The following is a 19,703-nucleotide window of genomic DNA, read 5'->3' on the forward strand; positions in this document are numbered from 1 at the left end:
ACCTATGACAACAAAACATTTTTTTGTCGAGGCGGAAAACCTTTCCAAACGATTCAAGACCAAGGATGGGGAGTTAACGGTATTCGAGAATGCCAATTTCGGCATTCATAAGGGTGAGTTCGTCTGCATAATCGGCCACTCCGGGTGCGGTAAGTCCACCATCATGAATATCCTGGCCGGCCTTGACGGCGCCAGCGACGGCGTCCTGTTCATGGACAGCAAAGAGGTGGGAGGTCCGGCCTTGGAACGGGGTGTTGTATTCCAGAACTATAGCCTGCTGCCCTGGCTGAGCGCCCTCAAAAACGTCACATTCGGGGTACGCGCCCGCTGGCCCCAGTGGAGCCGCGAGCAGGTGCGGGAACATGCCTATAAATATCTGCAGATGGTGGGCCTGGGGGATGGCGCTGAGGAACGCAAACCGTACGAACTCTCCGGTGGTATGCGCCAGCGGGTCTCCATCGCCCGCGCCTTTGCCATAGAGCCCAAACTGTTGCTGCTGGATGAGCCTTTTGGGGCGCTGGATGCGCTGACACGCGGCAATATCCAGGATGAGCTGCTGAAGATCTGGAACGAGACCCATCAAACGGTGTTCATGATTACTCATGACGTAGACGAGGCGATCCTGCTGGCCGATCGCATATTGCTGATGACCAACGGTCCCTATGCGCGTATCGCCGAATCGGTGAAGGTGGCTATCCCGAGACCCCGGGACCGCACCTCGATCATCCACGACCCGGCTTACTACCCGATTCGCAATCATTTGGTGGATTTCCTGGTCATGCGATCCAAGGAGCTTGCAGGTGCTCCTGTCGCTGAGCGGAAGACACAGGACGAGAGTGGTAAGCCGGATGGTTATATCAGGGTGTTTCCGGAAGAGGTCAACCCGGCCCGGGGAATTTGTACCGTGCAGGACGCACAGACAGTGAATCGGTATGCAGACAAGGAGCGCGTAACAGTATGACAGCTTGTCTCCAGGAAACCTGTAACGAACACAGCAACGGCACAACGTCGGTTGAACGCGATGGGCGTGTGCCGGTAACGGTGTTGACCGGATTTCTCGGTTCAGGAAAGACTACCCTGTTGAACCGGATTCTCACGGAGCAACATGGAAAACGTATCGCGGTCATCGAGAACGAATACGGCGAGATCGGTATTGACCATGAGCTGGTGGTTCAGTCCGACGAAGAGATCTTCGAGATGAACAACGGTTGCATCTGCTGCACGGTGCGGGGTGACCTGATCCGCATCCTGGGCCGTCTGATGCGCCGCAAGCACAAGTTCGACCACATCCTTATCGAGACCACCGGTATGGCTGACCCAGGTCCGGTGGCCCAGACCTTCTTCATGGACGAGGAGATGAAGGAGAAACTGCGCCTGGATGCCATCGTCACCCTGGTGGATGCCAAGCATGTGGCGCAGCATCTGGACGAGTCTGACGAGTGCGAGGCGCAACTGGCTTTTGCCGATGTGGTCCTCGTTAATAAAACGGACCTGGTTAGTGCCGAGGCGTTGAGCACGCTCACTGAGGCCATACAGGGTCGTAACCGCCTGGCGCGAATCTATCAGACACAACATGGTGTTATCGATCTGGATCGGATTATGGGTATCCGCGCCTTTGATCTGGAGGCCAAGCTCGAGGAGATCCCCTCTTTCCTGCAAGAGGAACTCCCCTTCGAGTGGTCCGGCATCTTCTCTTTGCAGGTGGGTGATTACGAATTGAGTTTCCAGCCGGGTCCCGATCCCGCCATCGATGTTGTGTTGGGGGCGATTGAAGATGGGCAAAGTTTCGAAGATTGGAAGCACAGCAGTATCCTGCTCTATTCCGATGACACGGCGCCACTGACCGAAACCGGTCTCACCCCGGCTAAAGCCCTCTATCGACTGCAGGTGGACTCAGTGTCAGGCAGTCGGTATCGGATTTGCATACCCAGGCCTGGTCGTTATGTGCTGTTCACCCAACATCTACCCCAAGAGTTCTCCATGGCTCTGTCTCTGAACGGTCAACCGGTCTTGGCCGAAATCCAACAGGAGCATGCGAGCCCCCACAGTCACGATGAGACAGTGGGTTCGGTGGGCCTGCACCTGGCGGGGGATCTGGATCAGGAAAGGTTCGAACGTTGGGTGGTCTCCCTGTTGCGACGCAAGGGTCCCGACATCTTTCGTTTCAAGGGAATCCTGGCCCTGGCGGGTAAGCCTGAGCGCTTCGTGTTCCAGGGGGTTCATATGTTGTTCGATGGAAAGTTCGGTCGGCCATGGAGCAGTGAAATGCGTCAAAGCCAGATGATCTTCATCGGACGGCAGCTGGATCGCGCGGAGCTCGAAACGGGATTGGCCTCATGCAAGGCTTGAGCATGGCAACTCCTGTGGCGAATAGCGCTGAGCTGGCCTGGGCTACAGTCCTGGGTGAAAGCGTTGCCGATATCGCCTGGTTGCCCTCTGGTGAAAGGCTGTTTGCCGGTACCGCGGAGGGTGAACTGTGCGGTTACCAGGCAGACGCGGATTGCAGATTCCGCATCCAAGCCCACCAACGAGGTCTTACACGGATCTCTCCTTGTCCCCTGGGTAAGACAATCGCGACCACCGGTGAGGATGGTGGGGTGCTGCTTTGGTGGGCAGATACTGGTGAACGCATGCAGATCCTGGCGCGAGATCATGATTGGGCCGAGCATCTGGCCTGGTCTCCTGATGGCAAGACATTGGCCGGTGCGGCCGGTTCACGGCTCTATCTTCGCGATGCGGACGGCCGTACCAGCGAACTGGATGGGCATCCGGGGAATGTGGCGGCCATGGCCTGGGCGCCCAAGGGTCGCAAGTTGGCGACCGCCACCAACAAAGGGGTCTATCTATGGAATGTCGGCAGCCGGCAGCCGATACAGGTGTTGAGTTTTCCCGGCGCTGCTGTCTCCCTTGACTGGAGCCACAACGGTCGCGCCCTGGCGGTGGGGACCCAGGATGGTTTCCTCTACATCAGACTGCAGTTAGCCGGTTCCATACCGCGCCAACTCAGCATGAGTGGATATTCCGGCAAGGTCACTGGGCTTAGCTGGCACCCCAAACGTCTTCGTGTCGCCACCTGTGGCGGCAGTGATGTGGTGTTATGGGAACTGGATGCCACCAAGGGTAAACGACACGCGACCCTGTTACGGCGTCACTGTCATACCGTAACCATCCTCACTTACAGTCCTGACGGAAACCTGCTTGCCAGCGCGGATCGCCACGGCAGGCTCTGTATTTGGGATGAGGATGGCCTGGTGGCATTCGAGATGGAACTGGATACTGAGATTACTTCAATGGCCTGGCATCCCGGCGCCCAGCGGTTGGCCGTGGGAAGCGTCGATGGTGTGCTGCGCCTGTTTATCCTGGGGGAGCAGCGATGAGCCCCCTGCCTATTTACTGCTAATCGAGAGAGGAAACCATGAACAAGATCGAGATGACGGAAGCCATCATGACCGCCAAGAGCAAGTCAGGGCTTGGTTGGGAGGCCATAGCGGGGAAGGTTGGATTGGACCCCGTATTCGTGACGTCCGCCTGCCTGGGTATGAACTCGTTGAAATCGGAATACGCCGACAAGCTTTGTGAGGCACTGCAATTGCCGGGTGAGGTATCCACCGCCTTACAGGCCTTTCCCAACAAGAAATGGGATCAGATCGTGCCGACCGACCCGGTTATCTATCGTTGGTACGAAATCGTCGGTGTTTACGGCGAGACCATCAAGGAGATCATCCATGAGAAGTTCGGAGACGGCATCATGTCCGCCATCGATTTCTCCATGAGCATCGATAAGGAGGAGAACCCCGCGGGTGACCGGGTTTTGGTCGCCATGAGCGGTAAATTTCTGCCTTACAAGAGCTGGTAATGCGATTTTTACCGTGTGTGGAATACCTGCACCAGCTGATTTGCAGTGTCGCCGAGCCTCGGTTGGGCGACCCTTGAGAGACATGACTAAGAGGTAATAGATATGCACATCGAACCAGGCGTCGTTCTCGGCGCAAAAATGGCACTTGGCTATGTGACCGCCGCAGGGGCATTCCTGTATGCGGCAAAGCGTTCCCTGAAAACGATTGAAAAGGACGGGCTCGTTGCGCTCGCTATCCGGACGTTCATGGCGACGGTGCTGGTGTTCGGCTTTTTCGAGCTTCTGCCGCACTATCCGGTAGGCGTCTCCGAAGTGCACTTCATCCTTGGTTCGACCCTGTTTCTGATGTTCGGCGCCGCCCCCGCTGCAATTGGTTTGGCCATGGCCCTGATGTTGCAGGGGGTCCTGTTTGCTCCAGCCGACCTGCCGCAATACGGCATGAATGTCACCACCCTGTTGGTGCCGCTTTTCATGATCGATGTGCTGGCACGCCGTATCATTCCAGCGGAGACCGCATATATGGACATTGAATATATGCAGGCGTTCAAGCTATCCATGGTCTATCAAGCGGGTGTCGTGGCTTGGGTGGGATTCTGGGCGGTCTATGGTCAAGGGTTTGGGGCAGAGAATATAGCGCAGATTGCATCATTCAGCGCCGCGTACATATTGGTTGTGTTGTTTGAGCCGTTGGTTGATCTGGCCGTGCTTGCGGCGGCCAAGTCGATGTATCAATTCAAGGACAGCATGCTTTTTCAGTCGCGCCTGTATAAGGCTGCGTGCACGGCGAGCGCAGGATCTTAGACTGCCCCACCCGGGACTGGCGGCGGCATCTTTTATGTTGCCGCCGTCAGCGGGGGTTGTGCTCGATATTTGTCGCTTAAATCCTTATTTGCCTCTGGTTGAGAGTATTGTTAGTGTATGGGGTGTTGACTACCAAATGACTGACTCATCATGGAATCCAGGTATAGGGAAACGCCTGTAAGGGAATCGCTTCATTCTTACAGCCCGCATCGCTTTTTTGATACTAATCATGTATTTGCCAAGTCGGCCAAACGCCGGTTGGCGGTAATTCTACCCTGCTACAACGAACAAGCGGCGATCGCAAGGGTCGTCACGGATTTCCGTCAGGCCCTGCCCGAGGCCGTCATATATGTCTTCGATAACAGTTCGACCGACGGGACGGCGGATAAGGCGCGAAAAGCGGGTGCAATCGTTCGGCAGGTCAACCTGCCCGGCAAGGGCAATGTGGTAAGGCGCATGTTCGCTGATGTGGACGCCGATATTTACATCATGGCGGACGGTGATGCCACCTACCATGCTGCGAGTGCGCCATCGATGATACGGAAACTGTTGCACGATAACCTGGACATGGTCGTCGGCGTTCGCACTCACCAATCCAGTGAGGCGTACAGAAGAGGCCACAAATCAGGTAACCGCTTGCTGACCAGCACGACTACCAGCATATTCGGCAGCGGATTCACCGATATGCTGTCGGGGTATCGGGTATTTTCACGCCGTTTCGTCAAATCCTTTCCCGCCATGTCCCAGGGCTTCGAAATTGAGACTGAGCTTGCCATTCATGCACTCGAGTTGCGTATGCCATGCGGTGAAGTGAGTACACCCTATGGTACCAGGCCGGAAGAGTCGGAAAGCAAGCTACGAACCTATTCCGATGGATTTCGTATTCTCAAAACGATTATCAAATTATTCGCCATGGAACGTCCGTTACGCTTTTACGGTTTGATTGCGCTTGGTTTTATCGTGTCTGCGATTATCCTGGCTGTGCCGATTGTGGTCACCTATTTGGAAACCGGGATGGTACCGAGGTTTCCGACAGCGATTCTGAGCACAGGTTTGGTTATTACGGGAGCAATCGGTTTTATTACCGGGCTCATCCTGGAGACGGTCACCGTGGGCAGGCGGGAGATAAAGCAGCTGCACTATCTGTCCATGCCGCCTGTTTCCAGCATGAGTATGAATGAAGACTAGGCCATGAAACAGTTCGGTATGTTCGCGGTAGCCGGGACCATCGGCTATCTTGTCGATGTCGCTGTGCTATTACTGTGCAACCTGGTTATGGGGCCGCATATTGGGCGCCTTGTTTCATTCAGTGCCGCTGTCGTGACAACCTGGCTCATTAATAGAAAGCATACATTTTCAAATTCTGGGGATGCGCCATTGCGGCGTGAGTTTTCCCGCTATTTCACGACATCGATAGGTGGCGGTGCGGTAAATCTCTTAAGCTATTCGGCGGTAGTGAATGCATTGGATCTTTCGTCGGTCTGGTTGCCACTTGCGGTCGCGTTCGGTTCCCTGTCAGGTATGACGGTAAACTTTCTGCTTGCCAAGCACTTTGTATTTACTTATCCCAAGTAAGTTATGTATGCAAAACTTCAAGAACTTGAGTAGTACAAAGCGCCATATTTTTGTTATCAATTTTACAGGTTTTGTGGTAGCGGTTATCGCCGCTCTGTTTGTTCTCAATGCAAGTTATCCTGGATACCTGAATCCTGATTCCGTCAATCAGCTTACTCAAATCATTACCGGCAAGTTTAATGACTGGCAATCGCCATTCTCAACATTGGCATGGGCGGCGCTGGATACCATAATACCCGGGCCGTTTGGCTTTGTAATATTGGTAAATATGTTGGTATGGGGAAGCATCGCCATATTGACCTATCTTTTTAGTCGACGCATTGGTGCTTGGTCGCTGCTTTTTCTCGCCATCCCCTTTTTGCCCGGGGCGTTCAATCTGTTAGGTAATGTACACAAGGATGTGTTGTTGGCGGGATGGCTATTGTCTGCCAGTGTGTTCGGTTATATGGCACACCAGGATGGTGTGTCGAAGCGTAAAATCATAGTATTTCAGGTGATATCCAATCTTCTCCTGACTGCAGCGTTTCTGACGCGGTTAAACGCGGTTTTTGCCATTCTACCCCTCTTGCTTTACGTTAACCACGGCCTGGGTTGGCGCAGAAATATTCTGCTTGGCTTGTTCCTGTTGTTGATGATGCCTGTGCTGCATGGTGTGCTGCTGAAGCTGACACAAGCGGAGACTTTGCAACCGGGAGACAGTATCAAGACGTTTCACCTACTTGGCCTCTCATATGTTGAAGGCAATAATCTTTTTCCAGGCAAATGGAGTGATGAGCAATCCCAGAAAATAGTCGAGGCGTGTTATACGCCGGTACAGTGGGACACCGCCGCTTTTTGGGGTAAGTGTGGATTTATACATGAGGAACTGAGGCGCCAGAAGATTTGGGGCACTGACAAGTTGACCCACAAGTGGATCAAAGAGATCCTGCGGAATCCAGCAGGGTTTTTTACCGTCATGTCCGCCACCTTTCATAAAAGCCTGTATGATCCCAATTCCCGATCGATGTTTTACAAGCCGGGTAAGAACAAATTGTTCGATTGGGAAGTGAAGACAGACCCGCCGGGAATCACAACCAAATTGGTTCAATATTATGTGACCTCGTCATTGAATGACCGCCTGGGCAGGCCAATCGTATTTGCCATAGCCGCAATACTCGGACTGGGACTATTGACCTGCTTCCGGGGCGTAATTGATGAACATGAACTGTTTGCCATTGCAGTCATGTGCTCCGGGCTGATCAATCTTTTGAGTTATCTTTTGGTGACGGTATCAGCCGAATATCGATACTTCTATTGGTCCGGTTATTCGATATATATTGGTTTTGCGATTGCCGTAATCTCGATTGTTTCAAAAAACAATGATCGACAAGGCTATCTATTTTCCTATCGTATGAAACTGATTGTATTTGCATTGATAGGAATTGCTGTCGGTATGGTGGCTACTGCAGAGAGGCTGCCTGCCATCAAACGTCAAGTCAGTGTGACGCCTATTGATACTAAGCTTGTTACGGTTAAAAACATACGTCGAGCATCTACCCCCAATTGGATGGGTCATCGCATAGATGGTGTCGTGTCAAACCACAATTGGAATATTGACAGGGATGGGTTTTACAATGGGACTATCAGCGATGGTGTTCTTATAACCACGGTGCCCACCCACGGATTGGCAATTGAAATCGAATTCGGAACGGGACGGGAGATGGGAAGAGTACTCGTCGAATCAGGGCAGTTTGAAAAGGTTGTCGATCTATCCTCACCCCCTGCCGGGAGTAAAACTATCTATATCAGACCCTTATCGATGCATGGCATCGAGCAGCACGGTTCGCTATGGATGGGTCCGGCGTCGGCTGTTATATACAGTCTTGCCTCATTTCTTTTCTTGGCTTGGATCGGCAGACAGTTCAAAACGAATCGCCCTTGAGATTCTATTTCACGAGTGGCGAGATGGTGTTTGTGACTGATTCAGATAAAAAAGGGTGCGGCTGAGCCGCACCCTTGTATCTCTTCTGATGAATTGTTTAGCTAGCAATTCATCACACGGTGATAAGACCTGCACCGCACCCTGAGACCACGAGTCTGTTTTGTAGATACAGGCTATCACCGATTCTCTATAAACTGAATGGTATCGGAGTCCCTCCGGCATTACGGAGAGAGGCTGCATGAACAAGGTGAGTGAAGAGAATGAAAGCGATAATTGGCATTGATGTGAGTAAAAATAAGCTGGATTGTCTGTGGTTACGCAGTATCGAACCACGCAAGGTCAAGTCGAAGGTCTTTCCTAATACACCAGCCGGCCATGACCACCTACTCGATTGGTCACAAAAACAGACTGGTCAGCCACTGAGTGGGTTACGCTTTGTCATGGAGGCGACTGGCATCTACCACGAGCGTCTAGCCTACGGTCTGCATGAGCAAGGTGGTGAAGTCGCGGTGCTTAACCCGGCCCAGGTGAGAGATTACGCCAAGGGTATCGCGGTGCACACCAAGACCGACAGAAAGGACTCGCTGGTGTTAGCCTTGTATGGCGCCAAAGAACCCCTGCATCTGTGGAGACCGGAACCGGCAGAGATACGTAAACTCAAAGAGTTACTGTCACGGCTGGAGGCATTGCAAGGCGATATCCAGCGTGAACGCAACCGCCTGGAGAAGGCTTTGTCAGGGATCAGTCATCCAGAGGTTGGGCACTCCATCTCGACCGTGCTCAAAGGCCTGGAGCAAGAACAAAAGCGTCTGGAAGCGATGATCGATGAGCATATCGACACCCACCCCCAGCTGAAAAACGACCAGCAGCTGCTAGAAAGTATCCCAGGCATTGGCCGGACCCTCAGTCGAATCATGATGAGTGTCTACCGTGCCCGGGATTTTGAGCATGCTAGTCAAATGGCCGCCTATCTGGGAGTGGTGCCCATCGAGCATCAATCCGGATCCAGCATCAACAAGCGACCACGACTGTCGAAAGCAGGCAGCGCGAGGATCAGGGCCAAACTCTACATGCCTGCTATCGTGGCCAGTCTACACAACCCGACGGCCAAGGCCTTATACGAGCGGTTGCTCGCGAGAGGAAAATGCAAAATGTCCGCATTAGGAGCCGTTATGCGCAAATTAGTACATCTGTGCTTTGGGGTACTCAAGCACCAGCAAGTTTACTCCCCACAAGCCGCTTTATAGCTACTTGTGGGAGTAAGGGAGAGATGGTATCTACCCATAGCCAAACCTGAACTTGTTAACCAGCCGGCGGGATTGCCCGGTTAAGTCACGGCGGTGGTGTTGTCAGTCCCGAATGACGATCTCCACCCGCCGATTCTTCAATCGCCCGGCGCTGGTGCTGTTGTCGGTGATGGGTTGCGTTTCACCGAGCCCGATCGTGTCGATACGCGATCCATCGACACCGGCCTGCATCAAGGCGTTTTTGACCGAGTTCGCGCGTCGTTCGGATAGATCCTGGTTGAAGGCATCGCTCCCTACATTGTCGGTATGGCCCTCGACGAGCAGGGTCTTGTCCGGATACTCGGCAAGGAAGGAGGCGAGCTTATCGATCGTCGTCATAGCCCCGGGTAGGAGCTCAGTCTTGCCGGTGGAAAAAAGTACATCGCCAAGGGTCAGGACGATGCCGCGTTCGGTCTTCATCGCCTGCAGATCAGCAAGTTCCTGCCGCAACGCCTCCGCTTTGGCAAGCGCGTTTTCCCGCTCCATTAGAGCGGCCTCTTTCTCCCGCAGTGCTTCTGTCTTTGCCTGTTGTTCGAGTTGAACCTCGATCTCCCTTGCCCGCAGCCTCTCCTTGTCTTTGATTTCACCCAGCTCGGTGAGTCTGGCGGAAGCGGCCTTGCGCGCGGCGACCGATTTGGCGATTTCGACGCGGGTCTTCCCGACATAGGCCAGCGAGGTCATATCCTCTTCGGTTTCGGCTTCTGCGGCGCGGCTAATCGCCTGGTTGGCCCGCTCCAGTTCGGTGGGCGCGTAACGCAGCAATTGCTCCTCCTGTTTGGCTTCGGCGTAGGTCTGCTCGGCATCGAGCAGTGCCTGGTTCTTCTGCAGGGTGCCGCAGGCGGTGACGAGTAGCGCCAGGAATGTGGCGGTGATCCAGTTGATCATTGTTCGAGACATTGTAGATCTCCCCTAATCATTGGGTTTGCTTATGGTTTACCTGCTCCTGGCCCGCATGATCTCTTCACGCAACACCTGAATGCTGTTTTCCAATTCATTGACGGCCTTTTCCGCCTCGGCCTTCGAGGCGATGGCCTGCGCCAACTCCGCATCGGCCTGGGCCTCTTCCGCAAGCCTTTTCGCCTCCTCATACTCCTCTTTGGCAATCGCGGTTTCGGCGCGCTTCAGTTTCTGTTTGGCGCGATCGATAGCCACGGGGGCATGCCTCGTCGTCTCTTCGTTTTCAGCGGCCACCAGGGATGTTTTGGCGGCCGCCATCTCCGCAACCGGTTCAGGCGTGGAACTGCAGCCTAGGAGTGCGGTGAAAAAAAGAGCACTGAAAACGGGTAGTGTATGTGAACGCCATAGTCGGGAGGTGTGATCGATCATCATGACAATGTTCCTTTCTTGGTATATGTGGCTGTCCAGCGTGCATATATACATGTTGGATAGGTTCGATTATTAAAGTGAAAGGCTGCTTCGTCAACCTGTCATGTCTGTAACTTTAACTGATGTGCTGGAGTAGTGCATGACAAGCAGGGGGCGCAAGTCTTGGATCAATGTGGGATTCAGCCTGATCAGCACAGCAGCTGGTTGAGGAATCCGCCGGTGATGACGGTGTTTCGTCGCTCTCCGGCCGATAGGGTTTGAGGGCCCTTCGGCTATAATATTTAACGATTTTTAACGATGCGGAGAGAGTGCGACCACCATGCCGGGGTGTTGAGCGGCACCCTGACACGTGGTTTGCAGACGCTGATCACATTCCGATTGCGTCAGTGAAGATCTTTAATCAATGACTCACGGACGCTGGACTCAAGGTCGTCTACCGTATAATCATAGTTTGTATGATCAATACCCGCCGATAGGGCTGCCCCGCCTTTCAAGGCATCAATCATCGGCTGGGTCAGTTCAAAACGGAGAAAATGGACTGCTGAGGTTTTTTCCTCGGTGCTGCGTTCCAGGTCCTCGTTAGCGATAGGTCTGACCTTGTCGAAACCAGTGACCTGTACCCAGATGGCTTTCTCGATGCCGATCAGCCCGGCCAGTGCCTTCTTGCGCTCATCCACATCGTGATACTCCATCATAAATGTCGCCTTCCAATTCATCCCGTCCGGTATCAGCGGATTGTAGACGTCGAGTTCATCCTGAATGCCCTGTTGCTCGAATATCCGTTCGATCCGCAGCATCTCCTGAATCTGGTACTGCATGGTCAGTTCATCCTCGAAATAGAGCGCGGCGTGCGGACCGATGGGAAGGCGGCGACTCTTCTTATGGTCTATCACCTTGGCCCTGAATTGCTGACGAATTCGGGCATACTCCTCGAGGCTGTAGAGGTCGCTGTGTGAAAGATGGGTCATTAATCTCTCCTGTGTAATTTCTCATTTTTACAACCGGCCTTCATTTCCATGCGGCCGGGTTTTGATCGGTTTTGCTGTTGGATCTTGTCGGGTGGCATAAGGCGTCATGGCTACCGATTAGATTATTGTTAACAGGCACTAATGGGCTATATTTCATGAATGCCGGTCCTCTATTCGTGAGCAATGGTCTTGTCAGTGAAGAGGTAGTCTTTCAGCTCCTTGTCGAAACTGGGATCTTGCCGTCTGATCCACTCCAGCACCATGGCGGCATGCTCTTTCTCTTCATCCCTGTTATGGGCAAGGATGGCTCTCAAGCTCTCGTCGCTGCAGGCGTCCACGCGTTGGTTATACCAGTCGACGGCTTCCAGCTCCTCCATCAAGGAGACAATCGCCCTATGCATGTCACGGGTTTCGTCACTGAGTTGTTCCAGGGGTTCATGATAGCCTTCGTTTGACATGATTGACTCCTTGATTGATTAAACACCGTATGCGGTTCGCAACAGGGTAATGGGATGCTCCGAAGCAGTGCCGTCACGCAGGCCGTTTTCGATATGGCGGCCGGCCATCGGGCAGTCGCTGCCGTAGTGGTCGGCCTCAGCCTGTTTGACCCGGTTGACCACGGGTTTGCCGATCTTCATGGCATGCTGATGGAATTCGCTTTTGACAGCATAGGTGCCGTCATGGCCCGAGCAGCGTTCGATGGCGGTGACCTCTGTGTCGGGGATCAGGCTGAGCAGCTCCTTGGTCTTGGCGCCGATATTCTGCACTCGTTGATGGCAGGCGGCATGATAGGCGACCCTGCCAAGCCCCTGTTTGAAGTCGGTCTTCAGAAAGCCGTGCTTGTGACGAATCATCAGATATTCGAAGATATCGAATATCGCCTCTGCAACCTTTTTCACCTCGGGATCATCCGGGAATAACAGCGGCAGCTCCTGTTTGAACATCAATGCGCAGGAGGGGACTGGCGCAACGATGTCCCAGCCGGCATCGACCAGTTTGGCCAGTACCGGGATATTCGCATCTTTAGCGGTTTCCACGGCGTCGAGATTGCCCAGTTCCAGTTTTGGCATGCCGCAACACTGCTCTTTGTCAGCAATGGTGACCGGTATGTCATTATGTTCGAAGACGGCAACCAGGTCCTCACCGACCTGGGGCTCGTTGTGGTTGCCGTAGCATGTGCTGAACAGGGCGACCTTGCCTTTGGTGGTCCCGGCGGGTGTTCCCTCAGCGGCGCTGTTGATTTTTTCAGACAGCCGTTTTCGAAGCGGCTTGGCATGAAATTCGGGTAACTTCGCTTCGGGATGAACACCAAGCGCGTGATCGAGGATCTCGCGAAAGTTCTTTGCTTTGTTAAAACGATTGACGACGCCGGCAACCACCGGGATACCTGCCAGCTTGCCAAGATTGTCGGTACTGGTGAGGACCCGGTCGCGCAGTTTGACTTCGCCATTCTTATATTTGACGGCCTTGCCTCGCAACATCAGATGGGGAAAGTCGATGTTCCAATCATGAGGCGGTACGTAGGGACACTTGGTCATGTAGCAGAGGTCGCAGAGATAGCAGTGATCGACCACCTGCCAATAGTCTTTTTTATCAACACCATCGATCTCCATGGTTTCCGATTCATCCACCAGGTCGAACAGGGTCGGGAAACTGTGGCAGAGACTGACGCAGCGTCTACAGCCATGGCAAAGATCGAACACCCTCTCCAGCTCTGTCATGAGCTTCTCTTCGTCGTAATAGTCAGGATTTTTCCAATCGACCGGATGCCGTGTTGGGGCCTCCAGATTGCCTTCTCTCTGGTTGCTGGGTGCTGCTGCCATTAGTCTGCTCCTGATTGTGACAAAGGGCGGCCCTGAGGCCGCCCATGGGTCATCCCGAACCATGGGCTCAGAATGATGATTGGATATCAGTCCATTTCGTCCAATGCCTTCTGGTAACGGTTTGCGTGGGAACGCTCCGCCTTCGCCAGGGTCTCGAACCAGTCGGCCACCTCGTCGAAACCCTCATCACGGGCGGTCTTGGCCATGCCGGGATACATATCGGTATATTCATGGGTTTCACCGGCGACCGCTGCCTTGAGATTATCGCCGGTCGGGCCGATGGGCATTCCGGTGGCGGGGTCCCCACACTGCTCGAGATACTCCAGATGACCGTGAGCGTGGCCGGTTTCACCCTCTGCAGTGGAGCGGAAAAGAGCGGCAACATCGTTATATCCTTCGACGTCCGCCTTGGCGGCAAAGTAGAGATAACGGCGGTTGGCTTGGGATTCTCCGGCGAAAGCGTCTTTCAGGTTTTGCTCAGTTTGACTACCTTTGAGTTCCATATCTGGTTCTCCGAAATGATGGTTTATTGTGGATAAGTACGTCGAGCCGTACGGCCCTTCGCTGATGACTAGAATAGAGTTAAAATTGATTGGAATCGAGCGGTCTTTTCAATGATATTGATAGATAATGCCTAATAATTTAGGATCAAAATCAGGGGTCGTGGTCAAGTTTGTCCGCCAGGTAGCATAAGGAGCAAGCCCTTGATGCACGCAGGTCAAATCGAGCCTGACGATAACAGGGTGCTCTACTCGGCCTATTCTTTTTTTGTTCAAAGGCTTGGCAATTTGTGGGGTGTGTATTTATACTTTGGCGATGGACTCAAAAAGCAACAGCCCAATGGTGGATCGAGCACGTATCGACAAACTTCTCGATGACCACAACATCAATTTGACGAGGCAACGCCGTCTTATCGCCGACACGCTGTTCGCTCGTCATCAGCATGTTACCGCAGAGCAGTTGTTTGAAGCGGTGAAAAACACAGGCGCCAGGGTTTCTAAGGCCACCGTCTACAATACCCTTGGGTTGTTTGTCAGGAAGGGATTGGTACGCGAGGTCTTTATCGATTCGAGTCGTACCTTCTACGACTCCAATACCAGCCATCATCACCATTTCTATAATGTGGACACAGGCGATCTGATCGACATCAAGGAGCGCCTGGCGCCCCACTTCGTCGACAGTGATCTGCCGGCGGGCACAGCCATGGAGATTGTCGATCTCGTCGTACGGGTAAGAAACAGCTCCTAGGGCCTGTTAACACTAATCCAATACGCCCTGCTGGGGCTATTTTACCGCCACGGAACAAATCCTATCCATCACAGTTGAGACTGCGGACTGATCCGGCAAAACTGTTGATCTGCATCATTGTTTTAGAATTATTCTAATTCTAGTATAAACCCGCCTTTGTTTAGGGTTTTTGGTGTGGCGCAGGAAGCCTATGTCTACAAGTGCCTATAATAATTGAAAAAACCGGAACAATTACCCTATCGATGGAGAGTCAGGTCCGGTGAATGAAGCGGCAAAGGCTTTTCACGGCAGAGGATGGTTACATAAGTATTTCAACTATTGGGTAAAAAGCTATGATAAGCAAACAAATCGTTACGTTTTCACTTATGCTCGGATTTTCGACCTCGATTTTGGCTATGGATGAACCGATACAGCCCATCAAGCCGGTTCAGAATATCAATCTGGGTCAGGTTGAATTGGGTAAAAAGCTCTATTTCGATCCCCGTCTCTCTAAATCAGGATTTATTTCCTGCAACTCCTGCCACAACCTCAGTATGGGCGGCACGGATAATCTTAAGACATCTATTGGACACAATTGGCAGCAGGGTCCCATCAATGCACCGACAGTGCTCAATTCCAGCCTGAATGTGGCCCAATTTTGGGACGGCCGGGCGGCCGATCTCAAGGCACAGGCGGGTGGGCCTATCGCAAATCCCGGTGAGATGGCTTTTACCCATACTTTGGCGATCGACGTACTGACCTCGATCCCTGAATATGTCATGGAATTCAAGCAGGCCTTTGGTAGCGACAAGATCACGATCGACGAAGTCACACAAGCCATTGCGGAGTTCGAGAAAACCCTGGTAACACCGAACTCCCGTTTCGATCAGTGGCTATTGGGTGACAAACAAGTCCTCTCTCAGGATGAAAGGGCTGGTTATAAACTGTTTAAAGAGAGTGGTTGTGTCAGCTGTCATAACGGTGAGGCCGTTGGCGGCAACTCATTCCAGAAGATGGGTGTTGTGGAACCCTACAAGGCCAAGAGTCCGGCAGAAGGATTGAGCGCCGTTACAGGCAAGGATGCGGACCGCTTCAAGTTCAAGGTACCGACCCTGCGCAACGTGGAGATGACCTATCCCTATTTCCACGACGGTGAGGCCGAGACTCTGACCGAGGCAGTAGATGTGATGGGCCGCCTGCAATTGGGCAAGAAGTTCTCCGACAATGAGAACGCCCAGATCGTTGCCTTTCTTAAGACCCTGACAGGTGATCAACCTGCCTTCTTGATGCCGATCCTGCCACCTTCCACCGACATGACTCCGGCGCCTAAGCCTTTTGAGTAACCTGGGATCCGATCAATGCAGTTGACAGGGTTCCTCATAGCCTCAATGGTCTGATTTCATTTGACACCCCCCCTTAGGCAGGGGGGGAATCCATTCGCGTCGATTCTCCTGATTCACTATGTTCGCCACTCAACAGGATGATCTCATTGCTTGGGTATGGCCTGTATCCTGGTGGCGTAGTTTGCTGCTCCGTAGAGGGCGGTTTTGTCATTTAGAATCACCTTCACGGGCATCGACTGCATGATCTTTCGCATGGGTCCCTTGTCGAGGAAGGCCTCCATGAAAATGTTTTCCTGCAGCATGGGCAGGATCCGAGGTGCGATTCCTCCACCCAGGTAGACACCGCCTGTAGCCATGATTTTCAAGGCGTGGTTGCCCGCTTCCCGGGCATAGAGCCGGGTAAATAGTTCCAATGATTTTCGGCACAACGGGTCTGTCGAGTCGAGTGCTGCGTCGGAGATGGCGGGGGCCTTGCCGATTTTCTCCATTTGCTCATATAGCCATGAGGGTGTTGATATATCCTGCTGGTCGAGCAGATAGTCGTAGATGCTCTCCAGGCCCGGTCCGGAGACCAGACGTTCCCAGCTGACATGCCCGTATCTCTTCTGCAAGACCTGGAACAGCCCGAATTCCAACGGCGTGGTTGGACTGAAATCACTATGTCCGCCTTCCGAGGGAAAGGGATGGTATCGCTCTCCGCTCCAATACAGACCCGCTTCACCAAGACCAGTGCCGGCAGCGATGATGGAACGATTGCCAGTGGCCTTGTCAGCTCCGTGACTGAGGGTGAAGAAATCCTGCTCTTCGAGTGTCTCTATACCCCAGGCATTGGCTTCCAGGTCATTGATCAGTCGGGTCTGTTTGAAGTTGAATCGGTCGTTGATCCGGTTTGCGGATACTCGCCATGGCAGATTGGTCGTTTCACACACCTGATTGATCACCGGCCCGGCAATGCCAAAGCAGGCACGATCGACCTCCCCGGTGGATGTGTGTGTCAAAAAACGATGCAGCACGGCCTCGATGGAGTCGTAGGACCGGCTGGGATAGGTCTCTTGCAGAAGCAGGTTTAAAGGTGACTCAGAACTCGACTGATAGAGTGCGAGTCGTGTGTTGGTGCCGCCTATATCGCCTGCCAGTATCTGCATCTACTACCTCTTGTGTCATTACGCAGGGGCAAGAGAATACCCTGCTCCGGCTCAATTCTATACAAATTGGTTGAAATTCGCCCCTTAACGGTGGCTTTTGCCGCCACCGGGTGAGTAAACTAGTCACCATGGATGTTTCACCCATACTCGACCCCCTGAACGATGCGCAACGCGAGGCGGTAACCGCACCTGTAGGCAATCTGTTGGTGCTGGCCGGGGCCGGCAGTGGAAAGACCCGGGTGTTGGTGCATCGGATTGCCTGGCTGCTGGCGGCTGAGGCAGTATCGACCTGGTCGATCCTGGCGGTCACCTTTACCAACAAGGCCGCAAAGGAGATGCGCTATCGTATCGAAGAGCTGCTCGGTCAGCCATTGGGTGGTATGTGGGTCGGTACCTTTCACGGCTTGGCGCATCGCCTGTTGCGCGCGCACTGGAAGGAAGCGGGACTGCCGCAGAGTTTTCAGATCCTCGATTCCGACGACCAGTTTCGCCTAATCAAGCGCCTGCTGAAAAACCTGGATCTGGATGAGGCCCGCTGGCCACCGAGACAGATCCAGTGGTTCATCAATGGCCGCAAGGATGAGGGGTTGCGGCCCCAGCACCTGGATGATGGCGGCGATCCCTATCAACAGCAGATGATCCGTTTCTACAGTGAATATCAGGATGCCTGTGAACGGGGCGGGCAGGTCGATTTCGCGGAGCTGCTGCTGCGCGCCCATGAGCTGTGGCGGGAGAGACCGGATATCCTGCAGCACTATCAACAGCGTTTTCAGCATGTATTGGTGGATGAGTTTCAGGATACCAATTCGATCCAGTATGCCTGGCTCAGAATGCTTGCGGGACCGCGAAACAACCTCTTTGTAGTGGGTGACGATGACCAGTCGATTTACGGTTGGCGCGGTGCCCGGGTTGAGAATATCCAGAGCTTTCAGTCCCATTACGAAACAGTCAGGTTGGTACGCCTGGAGCAGAATTACCGTTCCACCGGCAATATCCTGAATGCCGCCAACGCCCTGATCAACAACAATCCTTCACGTCTGGGTAAGCAATTATGGACGCAGGATGGCGAAGGAGAACCGATCAAACTTTATGCCGCCTTCAATGAGATCGACGAGGCGCGTTTTGTCGTAGAGAGGATCCGGCGGTTTATCGATGAGGGCAACAGCCAATCGGAGGCGGCCATACTCTATCGCACCACCGCCCAGTCCCGTCTGTTCGAAGAGGCGCTGTTGCAGGCGGCTATTCCCTATCGCGTCTATGGCGGTTTACGCTTTTTCGAGCGGGCGGAGATCAAAGATGCCCTTGCCTATCTGAGATTGATCAATAACCCACAGGATGACGGAGCGTTCGAGCGGGCGGTGAATATGCCGCCGAGGGGAATCGGACCCAAGACAATGGATGCCGTACGTGCCCATGCCAGGGATTTTGATTGTCCCCTTTGGCAGGCTGCCTCGGAGCTGTTGCAGGGGGGCGCGATGGCAAAGCGGGCGGCAACTGCATTACAGGGTTTCCTCGACCTGACCGAAGAGCTTCGGGTGAATTGTGCGAACCTTTCACTGCCGGAAACGGTTGAGCAGGTACTGCTGGCCAGTGGACTGCCAAGCCATTTCGACAAGAGCCGCGATGGCAAGGGTATTGACCGCAAGGAGAACCTGGAGGAGCTGGTTAACGCTACCCGCCAGTTTGGCTACGAGGTGGATGATGCCGATGAAATGGATGAGCTGTCCACCTTTCTCTCCCACGCCGCATTGGAGGCGGGCGAGGCCCAGGGGGATCCCTCCGAACCCTGTGTTCAGCTGATGACCCTGCACGCGGCGAAAGGCCTTGAGTTTCCACTGGTTTTCCTGGTGGGTATGGAGGAGGGACTGTTTCCTCACAGCATGTCGGCGGATGATCCGTCACGCCTGGAGGAGGAGCGGCGACTCTGTTACGTGGGGGTAACCCGCGCGATGCGCCAACTCTACCTTTGTCACGCAGAGAGTCGGCGCTTGCACGGCAGTGACAGCTATCCCCTCCCCTCACGCTTTATTCGGGAAATGCCGTCGGAATTAATGTCGGAGGTACGAGCCGGCCCCGCAATCAGCCAACCGATATATGGCAGTCCACCCCACCTGGAGGTTGGCGAGCTGAGCGGATTCAGTCTGGGACAGCGGGTGCGCCACACCAAATTTGGCGAGGGTGTGGTATTGAATGCGGAAGGTCAGGGTCGCAGTGCCCGGGTACAGGTCAATTTCGAGGAGGTGGGAAGTAAGTGGCTGGTAGTGGCCTATGCCAATCTTTCTCCCTGTTGAGATCTGTCTTGTTCGGTAGAAGGGCTAAACTACCCCTTTGTACTTGTCTATAAATGAGGACTGTTTTGACAATTTCCGGCATTGCCGGGGCCGGTCACAGCGCCACCGGGTTATCGCGGGGCACTCTTGTCTGCGACGTCT

The 19,703-nt window shown here is 53.7% G+C and carries 19 protein-coding genes; 12 read left to right on the top strand and 7 right to left on the bottom strand.

The genetic code is table 11. From position 1 onward, the window contains the following. Positions 1–4 precede the first annotated feature (4 nt). The 9 genes from AB8516_RS13140 (at position 5) to AB8516_RS13180 (ending at position 9,400) form a co-directional block, all read left to right on the top strand. Positions 5–961, top strand: coding sequence for an ABC transporter ATP-binding protein (locus AB8516_RS13140; RefSeq protein WP_369161285.1), 957 nt, complete (start codon positions 5–7; stop codon positions 959–961). Beyond that, entirely contained in the window at positions 958–2,349 is a 1,392-nt protein-coding gene (locus AB8516_RS13145) for a GTP-binding protein (RefSeq protein WP_369161287.1), read from the top strand. Before AB8516_RS13140 ends, AB8516_RS13145 begins: the two co-directional genes overlap by 4 nt. Then, complete coding sequence (locus tag AB8516_RS13150) at positions 2,337–3,377, top strand: WD40 repeat domain-containing protein (RefSeq protein WP_369161289.1); 1,041 nt, start codon at positions 2,337–2,339, stop codon at positions 3,375–3,377. The genes AB8516_RS13145 and AB8516_RS13150 overlap by 13 nt, the downstream gene beginning before the upstream one ends. A 38-nt stretch (positions 3,378–3,415) precedes the next feature. Next, positions 3,416–3,856 carry a cyanase gene (gene cynS / locus AB8516_RS13155; protein WP_369161291.1) on the top strand — a complete coding sequence of 147 codons (441 nt, stop codon included), beginning with the start codon at positions 3,416–3,418 and terminating at the stop codon, positions 3,854–3,856. Between the two features lie 102 nt (positions 3,857–3,958). Continuing rightward, complete coding sequence (locus AB8516_RS13160) at positions 3,959–4,657, top strand: energy-coupling factor ABC transporter permease (protein WP_369161293.1); 699 nt, start codon at positions 3,959–3,961, stop codon at positions 4,655–4,657. A gap of 150 nt (positions 4,658–4,807) precedes the next feature. Next, complete coding sequence (locus AB8516_RS13165) at positions 4,808–5,845, top strand: glycosyltransferase family 2 protein (protein ID WP_369161295.1); 1,038 nt, start codon at positions 4,808–4,810, stop codon at positions 5,843–5,845. A gap of 3 nt (positions 5,846–5,848) precedes the next feature. Beyond that, a complete protein-coding gene (locus AB8516_RS13170) occupies positions 5,849–6,232 on the top strand; it encodes a GtrA family protein (protein ID WP_369161297.1) in 384 nt (127 codons plus the stop codon). Positions 6,233–6,239: 7 nt separating this feature from the next. Further along, complete coding sequence (locus AB8516_RS13175; RefSeq protein WP_369161299.1) at positions 6,240–8,153, top strand: hypothetical protein; 1,914 nt, start codon at positions 6,240–6,242, stop codon at positions 8,151–8,153. A gap of 260 nt (positions 8,154–8,413) precedes the next feature. After that, the gene (locus AB8516_RS13180; protein ID WP_369158528.1) at positions 8,414–9,400 is read left to right on the top strand and encodes an IS110 family transposase; all 987 of its coding nucleotides are present in this window, start codon (positions 8,414–8,416) and stop codon (positions 9,398–9,400) included. Between the two features lie 102 nt (positions 9,401–9,502). Here the strand turns inward: AB8516_RS13180 and AB8516_RS13185 are convergent, their stop codons facing one another. The 6 genes from AB8516_RS13185 to AB8516_RS13210 all read right to left on the bottom strand — a co-directional run bounded on the left by AB8516_RS13185 (position 9,503) and on the right by AB8516_RS13210 (position 14,059). Continuing rightward, on the bottom strand, positions 9,503–10,336 hold the full coding sequence (locus AB8516_RS13185) for an OmpA family protein (RefSeq protein WP_369161300.1): 834 nt from the start codon (positions 10,334–10,336) through the stop codon (positions 9,503–9,505). 36 nt (positions 10,337–10,372) lie between these two features. After that, a complete protein-coding gene (locus AB8516_RS13190) occupies positions 10,373–10,768 on the bottom strand; it encodes a DUF4398 domain-containing protein (protein WP_369161302.1) in 396 nt (131 codons plus the stop codon). Between the two features lie 380 nt (positions 10,769–11,148). Further along, positions 11,149–11,733: a DUF3501 family protein gene (locus AB8516_RS13195; protein WP_369161304.1), complete on the bottom strand. Its 585-nt coding sequence runs from the start codon at positions 11,731–11,733 to the stop codon at positions 11,149–11,151. Positions 11,734–11,903: 170 nt separating this feature from the next. After that, on the bottom strand, positions 11,904–12,191 hold the full coding sequence (locus tag AB8516_RS13200) for an encapsulin-associated ferritin-like protein (protein ID WP_069121059.1): 288 nt from the start codon (positions 12,189–12,191) through the stop codon (positions 11,904–11,906). A gap of 18 nt (positions 12,192–12,209) precedes the next feature. Beyond that, positions 12,210–13,556 (bottom strand): heterodisulfide reductase-related iron-sulfur binding cluster, encoded by a 1,347-nt coding sequence (locus AB8516_RS13205; RefSeq protein WP_369161306.1) that lies wholly within the window; start codon positions 13,554–13,556, stop codon positions 12,210–12,212. An 86-nt stretch (positions 13,557–13,642) separates the two neighbouring features. Then, positions 13,643–14,059, bottom strand: coding sequence for a rubrerythrin family protein (locus AB8516_RS13210; RefSeq protein ID WP_108293851.1), 417 nt, complete (start codon positions 14,057–14,059; stop codon positions 13,643–13,645). 313 nt (positions 14,060–14,372) lie between these two features. Between AB8516_RS13210 and AB8516_RS13215 the strand changes: the two genes are divergently transcribed. Next, positions 14,373–14,804, top strand: a complete 432-nt coding sequence (locus AB8516_RS13215) for a Fur family transcriptional regulator (protein ID WP_369163281.1) — start codon at positions 14,373–14,375, stop codon at positions 14,802–14,804. A gap of 395 nt (positions 14,805–15,199) precedes the next feature. Then, on the top strand, positions 15,200–16,126 hold the full coding sequence (locus AB8516_RS13220; RefSeq protein WP_369161308.1) for a cytochrome-c peroxidase: 927 nt from the start codon (positions 15,200–15,202) through the stop codon (positions 16,124–16,126). 143 nt (positions 16,127–16,269) lie between these two features. On the opposite strand, the gene AB8516_RS13225 is transcribed toward AB8516_RS13220, so the two are convergent. Then, positions 16,270–17,271: a glucokinase gene (locus AB8516_RS13225; RefSeq protein WP_108293857.1), complete on the bottom strand. Its 1,002-nt coding sequence runs from the start codon at positions 17,269–17,271 to the stop codon at positions 16,270–16,272. Positions 17,272–17,399: 128 nt separating this feature from the next. Here AB8516_RS13225 and uvrD point away from each other — a divergent pair, with 128 nt between their 5' ends. Next, on the top strand, positions 17,400–19,562 hold the full coding sequence (uvrD, locus tag AB8516_RS13230) for a DNA helicase II (protein WP_369163283.1): 2,163 nt from the start codon (positions 17,400–17,402) through the stop codon (positions 19,560–19,562). The last annotated feature ends 141 nt before the right edge of the window (positions 19,563–19,703 follow it).

It is taken from the genome of Candidatus Thiodiazotropha sp. LNASS1 (genome assembly GCF_964212655.1).
Taxonomy (GTDB): Bacteria; Pseudomonadota; Gammaproteobacteria; order Chromatiales; family Chromatiaceae; genus Thiodiazotropha.